A 22,304-nucleotide genomic window follows, 5' to 3' on the forward strand; every position below is an offset into this window, starting at 1 on the left:
CCTCAATAGTCTGCGCTTTAACTAATATACTATTACTAAAAAATAGCGAAAACACAATGACCGAGGTAGATATAATTATTTTTTTCAAATTGATTTTTCACTTCCCTTATTTTTAATTGTGAAGAAATATTTTACAAATATTCTCCTCTCTATTTTTATGTGTATTACAGGTTCTATTAGGAACTGAAATTGGAATTACTATACAAAAAGTAATAGGATCCATATGCTACATTTCAATTTAATAGACAGATTTAAAATAACTAAAACTTATGGAGATTTTGTGGAGTAGAAACATATCTACATAAAATTCACACAACTGTAAAGTATGATATCAAAAGTTAATATAGGAGAACGAATTTAGTGGATAAAATATTGAGACTTACGAAACCTTGGGACTATCTCATTATTATTGGAGTCATTATGGCATCATTTTTACCATATTTACTATTTGATACTAATAAAAATGAAAATAATAGAGAAAGTAAAGATGTAATTGCAGTTGTTAAAATAGATGGAGAAGTCGTAGACAAATTTAACTTATCACAAGTTAGTGAGTCTTTAGAAAAAACATATTATCCTCAAAAAGGGAAATACAATATTATTGAAGTAGCTCCAGGGAAAATTAGGGTAAAAGAAGATAATAGTCCTGATCAAATTGCTGTTCGTACAGGCTGGATTAGTAGACCAGGGGAAATGAGTATATGTTTACCTCATAAATTGATTGTTGAAATTTTAGGAATAGAAGAGAATCCATTAATTTATTAGTATGACTAATAAATAATACAAATCCTACATTTACATTGATTACAGAATGGAGCCGAACTAGACTTTTAATAAGAAAAGTCATAGATATCAGGCCAAAGTAACTACTATCGTTATAATTGATTATATTAGGAATGTTGCATGTAGCACGTTTTATTAGAGATGACTAGGTTATAAAAATATTAATAATTGATATTAATAGGGATGGTGGTTATCATTACAGTGGATAATACTTATTTAACAGATGTGTTTAATCAATATAAATTACGCGAAAATTTACTGTATCAAACTTGGTTTATCAAAAGTGAAAAACGTTTGAAAGCGTTTAAAAAAGTTAGGAAATACGTACAAGTACTTATCAAACATGTCAATAACGGAACGTTCCCAACAGATTTTAAAAATTCAGCCCTAGAGGACATAATGAATGTAATTGCAGAACAAACAGAAATTTTTAAAGGAGCCAAGCATGCATTTATGTGGAAACCTAAATTGAGAATTCCGGATATTTATGAAAATAGGGAAAATCAGTTAGCTTTTTCACTTTGTCTTGATCAAATTCTTAAAGCTAATCAAGAAATTAAAATGTTATTTGCTATAAATATTCTAGCAGAAAAGAAAATCAGAGGGCTTGGTCCAGCTGTCGCAAACATTTTATATTTTCTAGAACCTACCATTTTCCCTCCTTTTAACACAGCTATTGTAAATGGATATAATTATCTTACGGGCTCGAAAATTCGCTTAGGTAAATGGGAGGACTATTTTAAACTCCGTGATGGTATGATTGAACTCAACTGCTTAGGAGGACTTTTTTCGAAAGATTTGGGTGCTATCTCAGCTTTTTTATTTGATATTGGGAAACTAAATTATATTGTTCGCGAAAATGAAGAAGAGTATGTCAGAATTTCAGAAAGTAACACACAGAAATTAATAAAACAGAAGTTGGAAAAAGAGGATGGCAAAAATGTGCACCAAAAAATCCAATATATCTTAGCTACTTTAGGTAATGAGATAGGTTATCATGCTTGGATTGCCTCAAACGATCATAATAGAATTGTAGATGGGAATCGCTTAGGAGATGTGTCTATACCTCTATTACCAGAAACAATCTATCAATTACCAAATCCGTTAAGTAGGACGATTGGTTTGATTGATGTTATTTGGTTTTCAAAAAATGGGGAACCGATATGTGCTTTTGAGGTTGAAAAATCGACGTCAATAATTTCTGGGATGAATCGAATGGATGATTTGTATTCGATTCATCAAGAAAATTTGATGATGTATATTGTCTCACCAGATCAACGTGAAGAGGAGATACGAGCACAATTTAATAGACCACATTATATGCGTAATCAAAATTTGCATGATCACTTACGATACATTCTATTTACAGATTTAGAGAAACATGCTAATTTTATGAAGAAATTTGGCAAAGATTTTACAATTTTAGCCCCGATATCTCATTATCCAAGTGGTGAACTAGTTCGGTAGTTATTCTGGACAAAGAAGTTGAAATTAATACGGTTAATTGTAGTATAAATAAGCATTTGGGCAGAATTGGAAATCAATCTTCCCTTTTTTTACGAGTAGCTTCCACATTTATAATGGCGCTCATTGCTATTGAATGTCTTAGCAACGTCTAGAAGAAAATCATCATATTAATGCTGCCCATGCTTCCATTTTAGTAACTTTTCGTTGAAGAAAATTGCGGATAGAGTGAATACTATCTATTCATAACCTAGAAATGTTATCTAAAAAGGTATTTTCCTTATATTCATCGAAGATAATGGTTTTATTTGCACTTAAAAAAGAAACAATAAATCTTACTTCTAGAATCCCCTGGTGTATGGACTACCCCATACACCAGGGAATGTTATGTACTCTTGGTGGAATGCAACGAGTGGATGGAATGATGAGGATCATTTTCTTTGGTGTCAGAAATACATAAAGAAAGATTATAAACCACGCATGCCTTATTCGTTTTATAAAGAGTAAAGTTAGACTAAATATTTTGAGAGAATCAATTCTATTCTGAACCATGAATTTAGTGAATTTTAAAGGAGTGTGAAATATAAATCACACTCCTTTAACTTATTTTAACCGTGATTTCAAATCGCTTAGTTCACTACTTAAGATATCATTTTGCTCTTTTAAATTTTCAAGATCCTGTTTCAATTGTTCGTCATCTTTTTCATTATGCGATCCTGAGTGCATACCCCTCATCATAAATATCATCATTATCGGACATAATAAAAGTAATAACCACTGCATTGTCATCGCTCCTTAACTAAGTTCTTTAGAGTAGCAACTTCTTCTTTTAATTGCTCAGTTTGGATTTTTAAACTTGCTATATCATTTTCGGAACCAGTGTGTTTTGAATGATCTTCTCCATGCATATGATGATGCCCAGCATGTCCGTGCCCTTTATGCATAAACATCATTGAGATAGGGCAAATTAGTAGTAATAGTAGTGGTAAGAGATTAAGTAATGCTTCCATGTAAATCTTCCTCCTTAGATTTTTTGAGATAGATGTAAGTTAATATAGAGCCAATTAATAGGACTATGGACAGGACTTGAGCCATTCTCAAGTTTGCTGTTAGCATTAAACTGTCGGTCCGTAATCCTTCAATCCAGAATCTCCCGACGGAATATAGTGAAACATAAATTAAAAATATTTGCCCAAAGAACATTCTATTTCTAGACACCAGAAGCAAAATAATGAGTACTCCTATATTCCATAAAGACTCATATAAAAAAGTCGGATGATGGTAGGCCCCATCAATATACATTTGATCAATTATGAAAGATGGGAGTTTCAGAGATTGCAGGAACTCTATGTCTACAATTTCTCCATAGGCCTCTTGATTCATAAAATTTCCCCATCGTCCAATGATTTGTCCAATTACTATACTGGGAGCAACTACGTCAGCAACATTCCAAAAAGAAAGATTTTTCTTCTTGCAATAAATAACCCCTGTCAATACAGCACCAATTAATCCACCATGTATTGCTAGACCACCTTCCCAAATTTTTAAGATACTTAAAGGATCATCAATGTACAAAGGTAATTCAAAAAGTACATAGTATAATCTGGCCGATATAATAGAAACTGGCAATCCATATAACAACAGATCAACAATTGTATCCTCAGGCAATGCCGCACGCTTTGCTCTTCTATTAGCAACAAAATATCCGATTATGATCCCAAACACTATGAAAATGGCATACCAATAAATAGTAAATGGACCAAACGAAATAAATACTCTGTCGTAGGGTTCTCTCAAATTCTTCCCTCCTTCCTAATGAACTTGTTTTGACTATAGCAGGCTATTATGGAAATTTTATGTAGACTTTTTGACAGATACATTAGTACACATTTTCTACACAAGTTTTTTTATCATTATATTAAAAGGAGTGATCTAATATAAATATTAATTTAATGAAAAAAAGCATGCTATTTCTATTATTTTTTGTCTTTGCTTTATCCCTCGCGATTACATTGACAATCAACTTCCCTGGTTTGCTCAAAATCAATTTATTCTTTCAAAGCGATATAAATTTTCAAAACTGGAGTAGATCTCAAGTTAATCAAGATTTTAAAAATTTAATGGGCTATTTAAATAATCCTTTTCAAAAAGAATTGGTTTTTGATAATCTATACGTCTCAGATCGCGGTATAAACCATTTTAAAGATGTTAAATTTTTGTTCCAGCTTAACTATTCATTGCTTCTTTCTACGAGTAGCGTTCTTTTATACCTAAACAGGAAAAAATTAGTAACGCGTGATCAAGTCAGAGAAATCACTAGTTTAATCAAGTGGATGATAATATCAGTCTGTGTAATGGCACTTCTGTTTTTTGATAAAGCATTTGTGCTTTTTCATCAAGTATTTTTTGACAATGATGATTGGATGTTTGACTATCGTACAGATCCAATTATCAGTTTTTTACCGGAAACATTTTTCTTTTTATGCTTTTTATTAATTGTAACTATAAGTGTTTCTACTTTGACAACAATTCATCATTTGTTTAATAAAGAAGAACGTACTTTATGAATAGCCTAAGGAGGGATGGTCTTGGTCGAACGCAAAATACAGGTATCGAATTCAGAGTTAGATGTTTTAAAGTTTATCTGGAGATATGAACCGGTAACATGTGGTTTAATAACACATGGAATGCAAGAGCGTAATAGTTGGCATCCCTCCACAACAAAAACGTTAATAAGAAGGTTGTTAGATAAAAATGTGATCACGTTTAACACTTCAAAAAACCAAAGATACTACACTTCACTGATTAAGAAGCAAGAATTTTTAGAAACCGAAATACAAAGGTTACTTTCTGGAATGGATGAAGGTTGTATCTCAGAAGTAAGCTACTATTTAAACGGATTGGTTAAACGTTCTGACACGGAGGAATTCAATGATTTCAAAATATAATCTTTATGGAATGACTTGTGCAGTTTGCGCAACAACAATAGAGAAAAAAATTCATGAGTTGGATGGAGTATATTTCGCTAAAGTTAACTTAACAACTGAGGTTCTAAAATTGGAATATGATGAAGGTGTTTTGTCTAATCATACAGTTATAACAGCTATTCAAGACATTGGTTATGACGCTGAGATTCGAAAAAAAACTGAGATAAAGGTATTTGGAATAAGTGGAATGACTTGTGTGTCCTGCGCTAACAAAATTGAAAATGTAGTTAAATCAATGACTTATGTCAAATATGCCAACGTAAATTTTGAAGCAGAAAAACTCTCGGTAATATCAACTGACCCTTCAGCGGTTGCAAAAATAAGTGATGTTGTCAAAACTCTTGGATATCAGCTATATGCTCTTTCTGAAGAGGAGGAACAAGTAATTTATAAAACAAAAGAACAAGAGCAACAGAAGCTAAGGCGAAGATTTATCACGTCAATGCTATTTACAATTCCTGTTCTATATGTTGCTAGTGCAAATATACTTGAGTTACCCCTATTTGAAATAATTGATTCTACGACAAACCCTAGTTTTTTTTCGCTGACGCAATTGATATTTACCACTCCGGTTATATTGGCCAATAAAGACTATTATAAAACTGGATTTTCCGCACTCATGAAAAAACATCCGAATATGGATACATTAATTGCTTTAGGTACAAGTATTGCTTTTTTATACGGCACCTTTGCAACAATACAGATTATATTCGGAAATTATCTCTATACAAAAGAGCTCTACTTTGGAGCATCAGCAGTGATATTAACGCTAATCAGACTACAGAAATACCTGGAGTTGGTGACGAAAGATAAGACCGAAAGATAAGACATCTGAAGCACTACAAAAATTAATGAGGATGACTCCCAAATAAAGCGAAAACTATCAGGCATAATAAGGAACAGACTGTTCCTATTGAATCAGTTTTAGTAGGAGATTTGATCATAGCAAAACCAGGAGAACGTTTGCCCCTGGATGGTATTGTAAGAAGAGGTAAGACTTTAGTTGAAGAATCTATGCCTACTGGTGAAAATCTTCCTGTTGAAAAGAAAGCTAATGACCGATTAATAGGACCCAGTATAAACAAAAATGGCGTAATAAGATATGAAACAACTCATATTGGTAATGACACCACTTTAGCTCAAATAAGCAAACTAGTGGATGATGCACAATCTTTGAAAGCTCCAATCGAAAAACTGGCTGATATCATATCAAGTTACTTTGTATATATCATTATTGTAGTTGCGATTGGATCTAGTCTACTTTGGGCACTATCCGGACAAAGTATTTCGTTTTCATTATCAGTCTTCATTTCAGTTTTAGTTATAGCATGTCCTTGTGCATTCGGTTTAGCTACACGGACAGCTATTATGGTTGGTATGAGAAAAGGCGCTGAAAATGGTATTTTAATTAAAAGTGGTGAAGCTTTAGAAACAACTCACCACGTAAAAACAATATTATTTGATAAAACTGGTACGATTACAAAAGGAAAACCTGTGGTAACAGATATAATACTTGCAGAAAATATGGATAAAAACCTTCTCTTGTTTTTAGCGGCCTCTGCTGAAAAAGCAACCGAGCATCCACTTGGGGAGGCAATTGTAAAAGAAGACGAAATCGTGGGGATTGATTTGGTTGAACCTAGTATATTCGAATCTTTCCCTGGATTGGGCATTAATGCTATTTTGAAAGGTACCGAAGTAAGTTTAGGAAATGAAGAATTCTTTAAACAGTTGAATATAGACATTAGTAAATTTAAGTTAATCTCAGATAATTTAGCATCTAAAGGAAAGACACCAGTGTATATTGCAAATGATCGTATATTTCTCGGAATAATTGCGATTGAAGACACTGTAAAGCCAGCAAGTGCATCAGCAATTCAGAAGTTGAATAAACTTGGCCTCAATATGGTTATGCTCACGGGTGATAGTAAACTTACTGCACAGGCAATTGCTAATCAAGTTGGGATCGCCAACGTTATTAGTGAGGTATTACCTCATGAAAAGGCCCATTATGTTAAAATGTTGCAGTCAAAAGAACATAAGGTTGCAATGGTAGGTAATGGGATAAACGATGCACTTGCCCTCGCTCAAGCGGATATAGGTTTTGTGATGGGTTCTGGTACTGATATAGCGATGAAATCTGCGGATATAATATTAATGAACGACGATCTGCAATTGCTAATGTCCACGATCGATTTAAGCAAAAAAACAATTTGGAATATAAAGTCAAATTTGTACTGGGCATTTGCTTATAACATGTTAAGTGTTCCAATAGCGATGGGTGTTTTGAACATTTTTTGGGGGCCTTTATTAAGCCCGTTAATTGCAGGCGTTGCTATGAGTTTTAGCTCAATAACAGTACTTTTAAATTCACTTCGCTTAAAAAACTTCAAAGTCAAATAGGAAAGGTGATTGTCTTATGACTGAACATTTACAGACCTTATTTATTAGTGGAATGGCTTGTCTAGGATGCGCCGGAGAAATTAAGTATGCATTAGAAAAGAATCCCTCAATTTCTGTTAGGAAAGTAAATCTCGAAGAAGGTTTAGTAACTATTGCAACAAAGACAGATTTATCAATTAGCGTTATTAATCAATTGTTGAAAAATACGAATTATAAGGCATTATAAGTTTGGTGAATCATCACATTAAATATGTGAATTCTTATGGTAAGAAAGTTCCTCTATATTCTACTTTTTTCAAATTGAGATATATAGAAAAACCAGTTTTTTAAATTTATTCACTGCTTTTTGTGCATAAGTATATGTTGAATCCAATGGACGGATTTCTGAGAGGCATTTCATGTTTTTTTGAACTCAAAAATCCTTTGGAATCCCAATGTAGGTTTTTGGTATTAGTTGAAATGGATTTTCACTTGGTAGTAGAGGAGGGTAGAGAGGATTGTGAAATTCTTATGTAGAACAATTATTTATTTGAATAGGAGGAAGAACTATCCAAAATAGCAGTTCTAAACTTATATTTCATATTAGGATGCTTATCGAATATCATCATAGCACTTCTACCTGTTAGGATATTCATGAAACTCGAAACCTATGTTTTGGGCGCGATACTTAGCGATATATGTACATGATATGCAATCATACACTAAACAAATCAATCTGTATCTATCCTATATTTAAAAGCTCTAAAACAAACTCTATACATGGTTTCTCCATAAATTTTCCTTATGATACTTGTAAGACAATTCTTAAAAGATTGATTAGATTAGTAAATCCAATATAGGCGACTTTTTTAAGAAAGAAGGAATTTTATGATGAAATATTTGCAAATAGTGGTTATTGACGGAATGAATTGCTCAAGGTGTGCATCAAAAGTAAGAAATGCTTTGGAAGCAGAGCCAACAGTCAGTGTAAAAATAGTTGATTTGGCTAGAGGTACAGTTACTTTCGATGCTGATTCAAAATTAACTTTAACATTCTTAAATCAACTACTAAAAAATACAAAGTATACTGTAACTAGGGATATATCTATATAAGTATAAGTATATGTGGGGGAATCAACACAAAATCTCCACATATTTTTTTTATGGTAACTACATAATAGATATGGGAGATGATGGGTTGAAGAATAATAAATATATTTGGTTAGCAGCAACAATATCAATGTTGACCCTAGGCGGTGTTTTCATATTGATTCAACAGCAGAACAAGGAGGAGCATGCTGAAGTTGTCTTTCAAGAAGAACAACGACAAATCTCAAGTAGAATGTCCAATATGATGGGGGATAATCAAGAAGCTGATTTGAAGGTAGTACACCAAACGGAGAGACAACTATTGATTCCCCCTGTTCTTGAACCATCTTCAAAAAGCAAAGAAAATGTGATATATGATATAGTTGCTCAAAACGGAGAAGTTCAAATAATGGATGGAGAAAAAACTGAAACATTAGGCTATAACGGGGATTTTTTAGGACCAGTTATTAGACTGAAAAAAGGTCAAAAAGTTACTATCAATACAACCAATAATCTTGATGCTAGCACATCTTTTCATTGGCACGGTTTGAAAGTAGCTTCTGATGCAGATGGAGGTCCACATCAGATTATAGAAGCAGGACAGAAAAAAAGTGTAACATTCGAGGTTGATCAAGAAGCTTCTACACTCTGGTTTCATCCCCATCCGGAAGGAGAAACAGCATCTCAAGTTTATAAGGGTTTAGCAGGTTTGATGTATATTGATGATGACAACTCAAAATCATTAGATTTACCTTCCAAATATGGTGTCGACGACATTCCCTTGATTGTGCAAGATAAATCTTTCAGCTCCACTAATCAAATTAACTATGAAAATGATTTTAACTCTGATGGAACAAAAGGGGAGACGTTGCTTACTAATGGCACTATCAATCCATATATTGAGATAAAAAACCGATGGATGAGGTATAGAATTGTTAATGGATCTAATTCAAGAAACTTCACTTTTACTTTGGATAAAGATGAATCATTCTACCAAATTGCTACAGATGGTGGTTTTCTGAATACTTCTGTTAAACTTAGTAAACTACTTTTAGCCCCCGGGGAAAGGGCAGAAATATTAGTGGATACTCAGAATTATAAAAAAGGTGAGGTAATTCATTTACTAGCAAATAATTTGGTTGCCTTGACAATGAGAATTGAGAATACGATAGAAAACAAAGAGTTTACTCCCTCTGATAGTCTAAATACTATTAGTACTTTAGATGAAAAGAAATTGGAAGATTTAGCAAGACAAAGTATTAATTTAAGAGGAATGTCTCACATGGTAAACATCAACAATAAGCAGTTTGATATGGAAAGAATAGATTTATTTAAAAAACTAGATACTCAAGAGATTTGGGAAGTTAACAATACTAATAGTATGATGGGAGGAATGATTCATCCGTTCCATATCCATGGTGTTCAGTTTCAAATTTTATCTAGAGACGGAAATCAGCCCGCACTAAACGAGCAGGGATGGAAAGATACTGTGCTGGTAAATCCGGATGAAACAGTAGAACTTCTTGTGAAATTCGACCATAAGGGTATTTTCATGTATCATTGTCATATATTAGAACATGAAGAGTATGGCATGATGGGACAAATGGAAATTAAATAGAAAATAATTTAAGAAGGATGATTGTCTATGAAAATTCTTATTGTGGACGATGAAGAAAAAATTTTGGAAATTATTGATGCCTATCTAGTTGCTAATCATTATTCAGTTTATAAAGCAATAAGTGGTGCAATGGCATTGGAAAAGTTCGAGAAAAATAATCCTGATTTAGTTGTGTTAGATTTAATGCTTCCGGATACTGATGGATTGACTGTGTGTAGAAAAATCAGAGAAGTATCAAATGTACCAATTATAATGTTAACAGCTAAGTCTGATGAGGATGATATTCTTACTGGTCTCAAGTTAGGTGCCGATGACTATATGATTAAACCATTTAGTCCCAAAGAATTAGTTGCGAGAATACAAACTGTATTGCGCAGAACTGAGACCTTATCAAATCCTAATAAGCTTTCTTCAAGTAATGGGGAATTGATAGTATATCCTGAAAGTCGCCAAGTTTATCTACATCAAGTGGAATTAAACCTCACAACAACTGAATTTGATATTCTACACGCCCTAATATCCACACCTAATAAAGTCTTTTCTCGTAGTGATTTGATAGAGAAAGTTAAGGGAATAGAATTTGATGGACTAGATAGGAGCATCGATTCTCATATAAAAAACTTAAGACATAAAATTGAGAATGATGCTAAATCACCTATGTATATTTTGACAGTCCATGGTACAGGATATAGATTTGGTGGCCACTAATGAGAAAAAGAACGATAAAAACTCAATTAGTTCTTTCCTTTTTAGCAATCGCAACATTAATAATAGGATCGATTAGTTTAGTCGCATTAAGTTTGACGAACAATCATTTTAGTAAATACGTAGAAGAGCGACAAGAAGATTTGTTGAATCAGTATGTATATACAATTGATTTATTGTGGTTAAATAGTGGAGAAACATGGAACAGCGAGGAACTTGCAGCACTATCTGAGAAAGCATTAGAAAATAATATTTATTTTTCTATAGAAGACGAACAAGGCAACATGGTTTGGGAACTTAAAGGAAAAAATTTGAAGTCAGCACAGGACAAACTGAAAAAAAATGCCTTGAAAGTTTCTGAGAAAAAAAGTGTGAAACTAGACGAAACAATAGAAGCGAAAAAGAAGTTAATTAATGATGGAAACGAGTTTGGAAAAGTAACGTTTTATTATTTCGGACCTTTTGCTTATACAGAGCACGATGCCTTGTTTATCTCCAGTATGAAACAAAGTTTAATGTATGTTGCTATTGCAGCTCTTCTTGTATCATTTATACTTGCTTCGTGGATCTCTGCTAGATTAGGATTACCACTAAAGCATGTAAGCGACTTTACACATAAATTAACCCGTGGGGAATATGCTGATAAAATCCCACAAGAAACTTCAATTATTGAAATTAATTCCTTGATTGATTCCCTAAATGATTTAAGTAATCAGTTGGAGAAACAGCATGGACTTCGAAAAAGATTAACTACTGATATTTCACATGAATTAAGAACTCCATTAGCTACCCTTAAAGGCAATGTGGAAGGAATGATTGACGGAGTCTGGAAAATAACTCCCGAGCGCCTACAATCTTGTTATGATGAAATAGATCGTCTAACTCGTTTAATTGGAAATATAGAAGTAATCAACAAAATTGAAGCAAAGTATGATCATTTAAATAAAACTGAGTTTAGCATATATAAGTTGATCGAATCCGTTATTGAAAATTTCTCCAGCAAATTTGAGTCAAAAAACCTTCATGTTGAAATCCAAGGGGATAACATCAATATATTTGCAGATAAAGATAAAATGAACCAAGTTGTTATCAATCTTTTGAGTAATGCTATTAAATTTACGCAAAAGGATGGAACCATTAAGTTTTCTATAAGTAAAAATAAAGACCATGTTCTTTTAATTGTTGAAGACAACGGCATTGGTATAGAAAAAGATCAGCAACTTCATATTTTTGATAGATTTTATATGGCTGACCCCTCCAGAAGTAGAGCTTTAGGGGGGCAAGGTATCGGATTAGCTATTGTAAAGAGCGTTATTGAAGCGCATAAAGGTAGTATAACTGTAAAAAGTAAATTAGGTCTAGGAACTAAATTTGTTATAAAGTTACCATTTCAATAAAGGAGGAGAGTTATTTGTTTCAAAAACAGATAAAAATTGCTAAACTAGTATGTGAATGTTGGGCAAAAAAAATATTTTTTCAACTGATTTCGATAGATAGTGTCGAAAAAGTTCATTTAGATATCTTATCAAATTCTGTAGTAATCTTTTCTAAGAAGGACTTATCAATAGCTACAATTAAAAAAGAAGTTTTTGGATTACAAATTTATGAGATGACCTAAATGTGATTAATTAAAGGAGGATGAAGACAGTGAAAAAGATGACAAAATTAGTATTTGCAAGTCTTGGAATTATTGTATTTTTAGGAGCGTGTAGCAATCAAAGTGAATCGAATAATTCTAAAAGCACAAACGAGGAATCGACTTCTACAGCGTCTAGTGAAATGAATAGTATGGAGGGAATGAATCACGAAGGTATGGTTCCTTCTTCAATGAAAGATGCTGCAAACCCTAAATTCCCGGTGGGAAGTAATGTTATACTGCTAGGCGATCATATGGAAGGGATGAAAGGTGCAAATGCTCAAGTTGTAGGGGCCTTTGATACTACAATGTATGAAGTAAGCTATGAGCCAAAAACTGGGGGACCAATGGTTAACAATCATCGATGGGTAGTACAAGAAGAGTTAAAAGATACTGAGACTGTAGCAAATGAGGGCGATACTGTTATCTTGAATGCCGATCACATGGATGGGATGATGGGAGCTGAAGCAAAAGTAGATAAATCTATTACAGGAACTGTTTACGTTGTTAATTACACTCCAACCGATGGTCAAGAAGAAGTTAAGAATCATATGTGGGTAACTGAAGATGAGATGGAATATGACGAAAATAATGAGTAATTTTATATACTAAACCAATAAGCTGGTACATGGCCTTCGTATTCTCAACATGAGGAATATGAGCTCTTTGTTAATAAGGACTGATGAGTTGTGCAAAATCAAATCTGGGTCAGAACGAACCTCATTCTGGCTCAGATTTTTGGCTCTTCGACATTTAGTGCTGGTAGAGAGACAACTGAAAATTTAGTCATAACCAGTTAGGCAGAGTGCTTAACTGGTTTTTGTTTTACTTGGAAGATCAAGCCTTGAATGAGATAAATTCTTGCTCGAAAGTTGTGGAAATTTCGATAGCCGTAGGCTACTCGTTTTATCACTTTTATCTTATTATTTGTTCTTTCCAATGCACCATTACTATACCTGGGTTTTAAAGCATATTGAATCCCTAATTTGTATTTATTTAAAAACGTCAGCTTCTTACAAAACCATTGTGGAAGGCATTGATCTAAGCTGTTGATCGTATCGAAAAAACTTTGGTTGTCCTTGTGTTTAAAGTGATAGAGGAGGAGCTGGCAAGTCTCGTAAGCCCTGGTTAATTGCTCGTCGTAACTCAAAAGCTCATCGACCATCGCTTTTTGCGTCATTGGTCTGCGAAAGGATCGATCATATTGATAATCGGAACTATCCAGATCATAGGCATGCGTAAGGAGTAATTTCCAGAATCGCTTCAATCGTCAATACTTTGTCGGTTCCGTTTTTTGAAACCTGTTCATTGTTTTGATTCGCAACTGATTTAACATACGAGTGATTTGTTGGACAATGTGAAAGCGATCGGTCACGATTTTGGCGTTTGGGAAGACCGCTTTTACAAGTTCAAAATAAGGGGCATCCATATCCATCACGACGTATTTTACGTTCGCTCGTGCTTTTCGAGTGAAATTAAGGAAATATGGTTTTAAGAAAGTAAGGCGACGATTCTCCAATACACCGATTAATTGCTGGGTCTGCCCATTCATAAAAACAAAACTCATTTTTTCCACTGCAGGACTTCATCGATTTGTACTCATCAAAACAAAGGACCGAAGGTAACGTATCAAAACGAGGATGATACGTTTTTAAACAGGTGTGCAGGACACGCAAAACGATTACGTCTGATACAAAATAGCGATTGGCAATTTCTTTTCTTATTGTATTCTTCGCTAGTTCCAAGGCAATTTGTACCTTTAATTCCTTTGAGAGATAGCAGTTTTCATCTACCAAATTGGTCTGAGCGTTGAATGTCGACTGACATTCTTTACAGTAAAAGCGCGTACGTACCAAGCGTAATTCTGTTTTGGTTGCTCGGTAAGGCAAAAGTTGGACTTTTGTTTTATGTGAGCCATTCTTGATGATTTGTCCTTCATTTTTGATGCCACATTTACGGCGGTTCTGTTGCACAGTTTTAAATAAAGAATAAAATCCCTTACGGTATCTATGATTTAAGCTGGGATTCCCAATAATACCTTGATTTCAGTACAGACCGAAAACCCGAAGAGAGTGCCTTCTTTTCGGGTTTTCTTATATAATCCTCGCATGGCTTCCATGCCTTTAATCGTGATAGAGGCAGTGCGTAAACTTCGATAGAATTTATTGCGTCTCTTTACTGGACGATGGTCTTGTTCAATCAAATTATTCAGGTATTTAATGGTACGATGTTCTGTCCCTTGATAAAAGCCGTATTCTTTTAGTTTCTTAAAGGCACTTGTAATAGAGGGGGCTTTATCTGTGACTACAACCTTCGGTTCATCAAACTGCTTCACTAACCGCTTAAGAAAAGCATAGGCTGCTTGTGTGTCCCGTTTTTTACGTAACCAAATATCCAAGGTTAAACCATCTGCATCGATGGCTCGATATAAATAATGCCATTTTCCTTTAATTTTGATGTACGTTTCATCCATTTTCCATGAATAAAAGGATTTTTTATTTTTCTTTTTCCAAATTTGATAGAGTAGTTTGCCATATTCTTGCACCCAACGATAAATCGTCGTATGAGAAACGTTAATGCCACGATCATATAAGATTTCTTGAACTTCACGATAGCTAAGGTTATAACGAAGATAGTAGCCCACGGCTACAATAATCACATCCTGCTGAAATTGCTTGCCTTTAAAATGATCTATCTTGATTCCTCCAAGCTATCTTTTCCATTCATTTTACCTTAAAATCAGTTTATCAGAAAACTTTGCAACAGAACCCTTTAAAGTATTATGAATATTCAAAACAACAGAGGGAGAACAGGAGTGAACACATGGGTGATTTATTAAAAAAAAAGAATTGATGCAATTATTAGAAATTTACCAAAAAATGGGAGAAGAATATCAAAAATTATTTAAAAAAGTGGAAATAAAACTTTATGAACTAACTAAGGAAGCATACATTTCCTAGACTTCGATCCGCCACAAAGCTTATGGCTGCGATTGCTATTCTACCCTGTTCAAATAATGGAAAAGCGATTTGAAATTCAAAAAAAATTTGTTATAATAGTCACATGAGAATCAATGAAGCATATTAAAACTAAATAATGAAAGCTTTGGAATATAACAGATTTTGTTTGTTGGTTATATTCATTGTGATCTGAACAGGCGGTGGACATATAAAAGGTCCATGCAGCCGGGCTGCAATTTTTGCGGCAGCAGAGTATGTAAATAATAAGGGCATACCTGTGGGACAGTTAATTCTGTTCTATAGGTGTGCCCTTTTTTATATATATATTTCTAAATAAAGGGGAGTGAAAAGATGAGATGAAATGGATTTGTAATAATTGGTAAGCAAAAAAACAAAAAATAAGAAAGAGGTTTTAGAAATGGTTGAGTATCTAACAAAAAGTAGGCAAGGACAATTTTTAGTTGTCGGTGTTTTATTTACAATCTTAGGGTTTATCTTTATCCCACTAAATGATGCATACAGTTCCATACTATTTTATATTTCAATTTTCTTTTTAGGCTTCTATGCGGCAAAACATGCTGTTGTTGAAACGATTAAAGATCGCTCACCAAATGTCGACCTATTAATGGTTTTGGCAGCAGTTGGTGCAGTAATCATTGATTTTGAGTCTGAAGGAGCGGCGTTGCTATTGATTTTTGCTGCTGCAGAAGTTTTGGAAGATTATGCAACGAACAAATCCACCAGCGCGATTTCAGAATTAATGGCGCAAGTACCCGACACAGCCCAAGTGCTAAAAGAAAATGGGGATGTAGTGGTTACCCCTACGAAAGAGTTAGTTATTGGGGACATTGTCGTGGTATCGAAAGGTGGTCAAATCCCTATTGATGGCTTGATCGACCGAAATGCAATCGTGAATGAAGCGGCTTTAACGGGTGAGTCTGTCCCAGTAGAAAAAGAGTTAAAGGAGGAAGTTTTTGCCGGAACGATTAATGAAGGAAATGTTTTTCATATAGAAGTAAACAAGACACTGAATCAAACCATGTTTTCCAATATTATCCGGATGGTTGAAGAAGCACAAAACAAACCTTCTCGAATCGCAAAGTTTATAGACCGTATTGAAAGTAAGTACGTGATTGGCGTTTTAATTATCATACCTATTTTCATCTTCTTTCTATATTATTTCCTAAGCCTACCATTAGAAGAAGCATTTTATCGTGGAATGGTACTTTTAACAGTGGCTAGTCCATGTGCATTGATGGCATCAGCTACACCGGCTACGTTAAGCGCGATAAGTAATGGAGCCAAAAACGGTATCTTATTTAAAGGTGGAGCCGCAATGGAAGCGTTAAGTACAATGAATATTTTGTATACAGATAAGACCGGAACATTGACGTATGGCGACTTCCAAGTGGTCGATTATCATTTGGACCAAGAGCTGTTAAAAGAAGTCATTTATATGGAGCAACAATCCAGTCACCCAATCGGAAGAGCAATTGTTTCTGCCTTTAAAGAGATTAACTTAGCACAAGTGAATCAAGCGGAATCGATTGAAGAAATTGCTGGTTCGGGAATTAAAAAAGGGGCAATCCTAGTTGGAAAACCGGATGCATTTAAGCAATATGATAAATTTGATCAGTTTGAAAAGCTACTGGAAAAAGGCGATACGACCATATTTGTAGCGAAGGGAAATGAAGTCGTCGGTTACTTCTCACTCCGGGATCGAATTCGTCCGCAGTCAGCGAGTACGGTTGCGGATTTCCAAAAAGAGGGCATCAAGGTTTATCTTTTAACGGGAGATAACGAAAAGGTTGCGGCACAGGTTGCAAAGGAAGTAAAGGTAGATGACTATATTTCTTCCATGTTACCGGAAGATAAAATAGATTTTGTCTTAAAAAGCCAAGGAAAAGAAGAAGTTGTTGGGATGATTGGCGATGGGATCAATGATGCGCCCGCGCTAGCGAATGCAGATATCGGAATTGCGATGGGAAGTGGCTCGTCAGTCGCAATGGAATCCTCTGATGTCGTTGTAGTGAAGAATGATTTGTCTAAATTGTTTTATAGCTATCAGCTAAGCAAGAAATTAAATAAAATCATTATTCAAAATGTCATTTTCTCCATCGCTGTTATTGTCAGCTTGATTACTTTAAATATGTTCGGCGTTCTGGGACTTCCTTTAGCAGTACTATTCCATGAGGGCTCCACAATCCTCGTCATCTTAAACGGCTTGCGGTTGTTAGGGTCCGAAAAAACAAAAGCGGAATTAAGTGGTGCTTATTAGACTGCATCATGATATTAGCTGAAAGGGTGAGCGAATATCTACAGCTTTTTAAATTTGTATCTGTAGGGAATGAAGCTTACCCTTGGCGAAAGCCTAAATCGTCAAAAAAGCTGATAATTTCTGAACAGAAATTATCAGCTTTATCTATTTTAAATACATGCTAAAAATCGTTTATTCAAACTTGATTGTCATCAATTATTAAAAACAATAAAGGAGCTATCATAGAGTTATACGAAAGAGTAAAACAAAAAAGACCGCGCAGTGAAAAACTATTTTCGAAGGAAAACCACTTCTTGATGAGGATCAATTCTTAATCTGATTCAATCCAGTAGACTTACATTACAAACAACAAACAGGAGGAAAAAATCATGCAAAGGTGTATTTTAGGAAAGAAAAATCAAATCACCGTCATCAGTGGCATATTAATCGTAATAATTTCCTTCGTTATCGATGGCCTCGATTTGGATGGCAACGGACTTATTTTTTAATCTAGCCACTTGAAGCACCTCGCCAATCTCTTGTTCGGACATTTGGGGCTTTGGGGAATTGATGTGAGCCAATCCTTTTTGAATTTTTTCCTGTTCAGCTGTGTGTTCAGATAAGAAAAAGCCCGCCCATTTTTTCATACCCCGGTCTTGATATTCGTCATTCAAATATTTCATGGATAATCACTCCTTTAGAACCATTATAAGAACAAGTGTTCGTTTTGTGAAGGGGGACAAGGAGTAAATGTCCTGATTTTTTTTATCAGCGACTTTCATTTACTGATGAAAAGAGAGAATAATAACAAAAGCAGGGAAAAGAAAAACTCCTATAATCGCAATCGTTTTTCCTTAAAAGACAAGAGTATGGAGTGCTTTTTTCAAAAGCATATCTATTGAAACCATTTTTTCGTTTTGTGTCGCCATACGCCCTGAACGGTTCTGTTGCAAAGTTTTAAATAAAGAATAAAATCCCTTACGGTATCTATGATTTAAGCTGGGATTCCCAATAATACCTTGATTTCAGTACAGACCGAAAACCCGAAGAGAGTGCCTTCTTTTCGGGTTTTCTTATATAATCCTCGCATGGCTTCCATGCCTTTAATCGTGATAGAGGCAGTGCGTAAACTTCGATAGAATTTATTGCGTCTCTTTACTGGACGATGGTCTTGTTCAATCAAATTATTCAGGTATTTAATGGTACGATGTTCTGTCCCTTGATAAAAGCCGTATTCTTTTAGTTTCTTAAAGGCACTTGTAATAGAGGGGGCTTTATCTGTGACTACAACCTTCGGTTCATCAAACTGCTTCACTAACCGCTTAAGAAAAGCATAGGCTGCTTGTGTGTCCCGTTTTTTACGTAACCAAATATCCAAGGTTAAACCATCTGCATCGATGGCTCGATACAAATAATGCCATTTTCCTTTAATTTTGATGTACGTTTCATCCATTTTCCATGAATAAAAGGATTTTTTATTTTTCTTTTTCCAAATTTGATAGAGTAGTTTGCCATATTCTTGCACCCAACGATAAATCGTCGTATGAGAAACGTTAATGCCACGATCATATAAGATTTCTTGAACTTCACGATAGCTAAGGTTATAACGAAGATAGTAGCCCACGGCTACAATAATCACATCCTGCTGAAATTGCTTTCCTTTAAAAGGATTCATCGTCATTCCTCCTGCTATCTTTTTCTATTATTCTACCTTATTTGATAGTAGATTTAAAACTTTGCAACAGAACCAATAAGGTTATAGTTAACATAAATATTTAGCACGTATATAACAGTTTGATTTTAAGCTGTTTAACATCTAAATCTTTGTATAATATATCTTATGTAAACCAAAACAAAAACAAACTAACTCTCCAGATTTAACTGGATAACTAGTTTGCTTCTATTTTTGTGGAATTATTTTTTAGTATATCAGTTGTTGCCTCTTTTAAGTCATCAAACTCCCCCTGATACGTAGCAATTCTAACTACAAATTCTACAACTTCCTGATTTTCCATTTTCAGTGAATAGCCGTTTAGCTTAAGAAAAATATATGTAGCTAAAAATGCTGTACGTTTATTAGCATTGTGAAATGGATGCTTTTTGATCAGATTTATTAAGAGAACTGCTGCTTTGCTGAACACATCGGGATAGAGATCTTTTCCAAAAATATGCTGTTTCGGTTGATTTACAGCCATACTCAAAGCATTTTTATCAATAACGCCAATTGTTTCCTTTGGTGAATATCTTTTTATTTGAATAACATTCAATTTTACAATGTCTCTTTCGCTCAAATAAATCATCGATCAACTAATTCCTTGAACGCCGCATCATATTCAGATAGAGCTTGATTCACATACATATCAATTTCGAGATCTAAATTGCTTTCTTCTTTCACGATTGCATCCATCATTTTGTCTTCATCAATAAAAATAGTATCTCCAGGTTTCAATCCTTTTTGTAATAAACTCTCTTTTGATAAAGTGACAACTATTGAGTTACCTACTTCTCTAATTTTTCGTTTTTTTATATTCATAAAATCAACTCCTATAATTAAGTATATACCGTATATCCATATTGTTCAATATCTCTTATATTTAATTTAATTATGATTTTTTACAATGCATATACATTGTAAAAATAGTATTAGTTTCGAACAATTATTCTTTCACGAACATACTCTTCATTATTTTGGAGGATTATTTAGCAATTTTATTCCCAAATAATTAATTAAGGCTGAACATGTTGTTAGTACTAAAATTGCATCTGGTAAATCAGACACAATCGCTTTTTCATTTCCAGCATGTCTTATTCCATTATTACTCGCTAAACCATACATAGTCTCAAACGGTTTTAAAAAGGTAAGATCAATTTCAATATTCGGGTTATCCCTAATTGCTTTAACAGCAGTTCCTAAAGTATTCTTTTTTGTTGCTGGCAAACCTGAAATTTCAATAATACAGCTTTCAACAGCACTGATTGCTTCTCTGACAACATTATTATAGTCTTGATTTTGCTTATCACTTATATATGTAAGAGATTTCTGAATATGATTTTTGGCATATTCAAATGTTGATTCTGATGCAGCATCTATATTCTTAATAGCAACGTCGTCTGTTATCGGTATAAATTCATTACTTTCACTTAATCTATAACCTGAATTTTCCGATTCTAGTATGTTATTAATGCTTTTCCTTTTTCGTATATCTATTATTTTCATCTTTGCTAAAGTCTCTAGTAAATCAAAATATGCATACCACTCCATGTTATCTAAACGATCAATAATCTCCTCATAGTAAACAGTAAAACCATACCCACAATCCAAACTATTATTTATTTGTCCTTTAAAAAACTCTTTTATTAAAAAGTAGTATATTTTCCAAGAACCCGTTTTCCTATAATCATACTCACTATGGATCTTATGACTCTCTTGAAAAATATCATAAATCACATTTGCTAAACTATTTTTAAGAGTTTCTGACAATCTATCTACAAGTATAATATCTTCCACTTTTTTAAAACCTAATCTTTCAGAAAAAAGCATCGAATTACCTCCAAAAATTTTTAATAACCTTAACTATTCACAAAATACTATTAGTCAAGTTGTTACAGGTGAAAAATAAGATAGTTGTTAACACTGGTTTTGAGTACTAAAAATTATTTATATCACATCATTTTATCCTACAAAATTAGAATGGTAATTCTGATTCATCAAGATTATTATCTGCAAACGGATCAACCATTACTGGCATTTTATATTTTTCAATAACAGTAGAGATTCTATCCTGTTTTTCTAATAGAAATTTTTTTAGTCTCTTGTAATCGTGTGCCTGCAAAATATAGCGTGCCGAATATTCATCTAAGTAGTTGTAGTATTCTTCCTTTAAAATCCCTTTGTTACTTAATTTTGTTAGTACGTCAAATACTCTATCGCTCAAATAGCTGTTTAAATTGTTATCACTTTCCCATTGAATAACTTTCCTATAAAATGACTCATCCGTTGAAAAAATAGCTGTTTCATCCATGAATGCATAGATTAAAAGCAATCTCTCATCATTATCAAATTCAATAGGATCAAAAATATCCATCAAATCTTCATAGAATTGAACATTCCTACTATCTTCTTCATTAATTACTGAATTTGCTTTATAATCAATTTTTTCCAAATTAAACAAACTACTTTTTTTTTGTTTTTTTCTTTTTCAATTACGGAGTCCACTTTTTTTGTTAGAAAACTTCTAATATTATCTTTACTATAGTTACCATAAAAACCTTTGTCTGATATAGATTCTTTATATTTTTTTACTTTTGGCTATGTTAAATTATATTGTTGATTTTTTACGAGAATTAAGGGAACTTCCATTTTTAGAAGTTCCCTTTTGTTTACTCTATTAAAGTCCTCGTTCGTTTAAGTAGACGTTTTTAC

At 33.7% G+C, this 22,304-nt stretch carries 22 protein-coding genes, 3 pseudogenes and 1 riboswitch; of the genes and pseudogenes, 13 read left to right on the forward strand and 12 right to left on the reverse strand.

Features of this window, described 5'->3' with window-relative positions; all coding sequences use genetic code 11:
* The first annotated feature begins 360 nt into the window (after positions 1 to 360).
* On the forward strand, positions 361 to 765 hold the full coding sequence (locus tag A5870_RS16680) for a NusG domain II-containing protein (protein ID WP_002337550.1): 405 nt from the start codon (positions 361 to 363) through the stop codon (positions 763 to 765).
* 201 nt (positions 766 to 966) lie between these two features.
* Entirely contained in the window at positions 967 to 2,250 is a 1,284-nt protein-coding gene (locus tag A5870_RS16685) for a hypothetical protein (protein ID WP_005237611.1), read from the forward strand.
* Between the two features lie 600 nt (positions 2,251 to 2,850).
* Here A5870_RS16685 and A5870_RS16690 read toward each other — a convergent pair.
* Genes A5870_RS16690 through lgt form a run of 3 tightly spaced genes read right to left on the reverse strand, consistent with a single transcriptional unit; the run spans position 2,851 to position 4,044 of the window.
* Complete coding sequence (locus tag A5870_RS16690) at positions 2,851 to 3,036, reverse strand: DUF2933 domain-containing protein (protein WP_002307645.1); 186 nt, start codon at positions 3,034 to 3,036, stop codon at positions 2,851 to 2,853.
* Entirely contained in the window at positions 3,033 to 3,257 is a 225-nt protein-coding gene (locus A5870_RS16695; protein ID WP_002307648.1) for a DUF2933 domain-containing protein, read from the reverse strand. Before A5870_RS16695 ends, A5870_RS16690 begins: the two co-directional genes overlap by 4 nt.
* Complete coding sequence (gene lgt / locus A5870_RS16700) at positions 3,241 to 4,044, reverse strand: prolipoprotein diacylglyceryl transferase (RefSeq protein ID WP_002294779.1); 804 nt, start codon at positions 4,042 to 4,044, stop codon at positions 3,241 to 3,243. Before lgt ends, A5870_RS16695 begins: the two co-directional genes overlap by 17 nt.
* A 155-nt stretch (positions 4,045 to 4,199) precedes the next feature.
* Between lgt and A5870_RS16705 the strand changes: the two genes are divergently transcribed.
* From A5870_RS16705 to A5870_RS16720, 4 genes and pseudogenes are all read left to right on the forward strand, one after another.
* Positions 4,200 to 4,814, forward strand: coding sequence for a TIGR01906 family membrane protein (locus A5870_RS16705; RefSeq protein ID WP_002337632.1), 615 nt, complete (start codon positions 4,200 to 4,202; stop codon positions 4,812 to 4,814).
* A gap of 15 nt (positions 4,815 to 4,829) precedes the next feature.
* Positions 4,830 to 5,195, forward strand: a complete 366-nt coding sequence (locus A5870_RS16710; RefSeq protein ID WP_033604469.1) for a BlaI/MecI/CopY family transcriptional regulator — start codon at positions 4,830 to 4,832, stop codon at positions 5,193 to 5,195.
* A pseudogene (locus A5870_RS16715) lies at positions 5,179 to 7,637 on the forward strand (heavy metal translocating P-type ATPase). The gene A5870_RS16710 and the pseudogene A5870_RS16715 overlap by 17 nt, the downstream one beginning before the upstream one ends.
* Positions 7,638 to 7,653: 16 nt before the next feature.
* A complete protein-coding gene (locus A5870_RS16720; protein ID WP_002325575.1) occupies positions 7,654 to 7,863 on the forward strand; it encodes a heavy-metal-associated domain-containing protein in 210 nt (69 codons plus the stop codon).
* 340 nt (positions 7,864 to 8,203) lie between these two features.
* On the opposite strand, the pseudogene A5870_RS17740 reads toward A5870_RS16720, so the two are convergent.
* Positions 8,204 to 8,323: pseudogene (locus A5870_RS17740) on the reverse strand (transposase); the annotation flags it as partial.
* A 181-nt stretch (positions 8,324 to 8,504) separates the two neighbouring features.
* On the opposite strand from A5870_RS17740, the gene A5870_RS16725 reads away from it, so the two are divergent.
* Genes A5870_RS16725 through A5870_RS16750 form a run of 6 tightly spaced genes read left to right on the forward strand, consistent with a single transcriptional unit; the run spans position 8,505 to position 13,263 of the window.
* The gene (locus A5870_RS16725) at positions 8,505 to 8,729 is read left to right on the forward strand and encodes a heavy-metal-associated domain-containing protein (protein WP_002294786.1); all 225 of its coding nucleotides are present in this window, start codon (positions 8,505 to 8,507) and stop codon (positions 8,727 to 8,729) included.
* Positions 8,730 to 8,739: 10 nt separating this feature from the next.
* A complete protein-coding gene (locus A5870_RS16730; protein WP_005237583.1) occupies positions 8,740 to 10,323 on the forward strand; it encodes a multicopper oxidase family protein in 1,584 nt (527 codons plus the stop codon).
* A gap of 27 nt (positions 10,324 to 10,350) precedes the next feature.
* Complete coding sequence (locus A5870_RS16735; protein WP_002294790.1) at positions 10,351 to 11,031, forward strand: response regulator transcription factor; 681 nt, start codon at positions 10,351 to 10,353, stop codon at positions 11,029 to 11,031.
* The gene (locus tag A5870_RS16740) at positions 11,031 to 12,425 is read left to right on the forward strand and encodes a sensor histidine kinase (RefSeq protein WP_002337643.1); all 1,395 of its coding nucleotides are present in this window, start codon (positions 11,031 to 11,033) and stop codon (positions 12,423 to 12,425) included. The genes A5870_RS16735 and A5870_RS16740 overlap by 1 nt, the downstream gene beginning before the upstream one ends.
* A gap of 14 nt (positions 12,426 to 12,439) precedes the next feature.
* Complete coding sequence (locus A5870_RS16745) at positions 12,440 to 12,646, forward strand: hypothetical protein (protein ID WP_002307659.1); 207 nt, start codon at positions 12,440 to 12,442, stop codon at positions 12,644 to 12,646.
* A gap of 20 nt (positions 12,647 to 12,666) precedes the next feature.
* On the forward strand, positions 12,667 to 13,263 hold the full coding sequence (locus A5870_RS16750; RefSeq protein ID WP_002316691.1) for a YdhK family protein: 597 nt from the start codon (positions 12,667 to 12,669) through the stop codon (positions 13,261 to 13,263).
* Positions 13,264 to 13,460: 197 nt separating this feature from the next.
* Here the strand turns inward: A5870_RS16750 and A5870_RS17440 are convergent.
* Both A5870_RS17440 and A5870_RS16765 read right to left on the reverse strand, forming a co-directional pair.
* Positions 13,461 to 14,622: pseudogene (locus A5870_RS17440) on the reverse strand (ISL3 family transposase); the annotation flags it as partial.
* Positions 14,623 to 14,678: 56 nt separating this feature from the next.
* Positions 14,679 to 15,359 (reverse strand): IS6-like element IS1216 family transposase, encoded by a 681-nt coding sequence (locus A5870_RS16765; RefSeq protein WP_170924121.1) that lies wholly within the window; start codon positions 15,357 to 15,359, stop codon positions 14,679 to 14,681.
* Between the two features lie 444 nt (positions 15,360 to 15,803).
* Positions 15,804 to 15,912, forward strand: a riboswitch (NiCo riboswitch).
* Positions 15,913 to 16,042: 130 nt separating this feature from the next.
* On the opposite strand from A5870_RS16765, the gene A5870_RS16770 reads away from it, so the two are divergent.
* Positions 16,043 to 17,902 carry a heavy metal translocating P-type ATPase gene (locus A5870_RS16770; RefSeq protein WP_002337545.1) on the forward strand — a complete coding sequence of 620 codons (1,860 nt, stop codon included), beginning with the start codon at positions 16,043 to 16,045 and terminating at the stop codon, positions 17,900 to 17,902.
* 422 nt (positions 17,903 to 18,324) lie between these two features.
* On the opposite strand, the gene A5870_RS16775 is transcribed toward A5870_RS16770, so the two are convergent.
* From A5870_RS16775 to A5870_RS16800, 6 genes are all read right to left on the reverse strand, one after another.
* Complete coding sequence (locus tag A5870_RS16775; RefSeq protein WP_002316697.1) at positions 18,325 to 18,564, reverse strand: hypothetical protein; 240 nt, start codon at positions 18,562 to 18,564, stop codon at positions 18,325 to 18,327.
* Positions 18,565 to 18,875: 311 nt separating this feature from the next.
* On the reverse strand, positions 18,876 to 19,556 hold the full coding sequence (locus A5870_RS16780; protein ID WP_029486067.1) for an IS6-like element IS1216 family transposase: 681 nt from the start codon (positions 19,554 to 19,556) through the stop codon (positions 18,876 to 18,878).
* Positions 19,557 to 19,770: 214 nt separating this feature from the next.
* Positions 19,771 to 20,181 (reverse strand): type II toxin-antitoxin system death-on-curing family toxin, encoded by a 411-nt coding sequence (locus A5870_RS16785; protein WP_086294027.1) that lies wholly within the window; start codon positions 20,179 to 20,181, stop codon positions 19,771 to 19,773.
* A complete protein-coding gene (locus A5870_RS16790) occupies positions 20,178 to 20,414 on the reverse strand; it encodes an AbrB/MazE/SpoVT family DNA-binding domain-containing protein (protein ID WP_002287931.1) in 237 nt (78 codons plus the stop codon). The genes A5870_RS16785 and A5870_RS16790 overlap by 4 nt, the downstream gene beginning before the upstream one ends.
* 150 nt (positions 20,415 to 20,564) lie before the next feature.
* Positions 20,565 to 21,422 (reverse strand): AbiJ-NTD4 domain-containing protein, encoded by an 858-nt coding sequence (locus A5870_RS16795; RefSeq protein WP_242596079.1) that lies wholly within the window; start codon positions 21,420 to 21,422, stop codon positions 20,565 to 20,567.
* Positions 21,423 to 21,567: 145 nt separating this feature from the next.
* Positions 21,568 to 22,044 (reverse strand): hypothetical protein, encoded by a 477-nt coding sequence (locus tag A5870_RS16800; RefSeq protein ID WP_086294028.1) that lies wholly within the window; start codon positions 22,042 to 22,044, stop codon positions 21,568 to 21,570.
* Between the last annotated feature and the right edge of the window lie 260 nt (positions 22,045 to 22,304).

This window comes from Enterococcus sp. 2G9_DIV0600, assembly GCF_002140615.1.
GTDB lineage: Bacteria > Bacillota > Bacilli > Lactobacillales > Enterococcaceae > Enterococcus_D > Enterococcus_D innesii.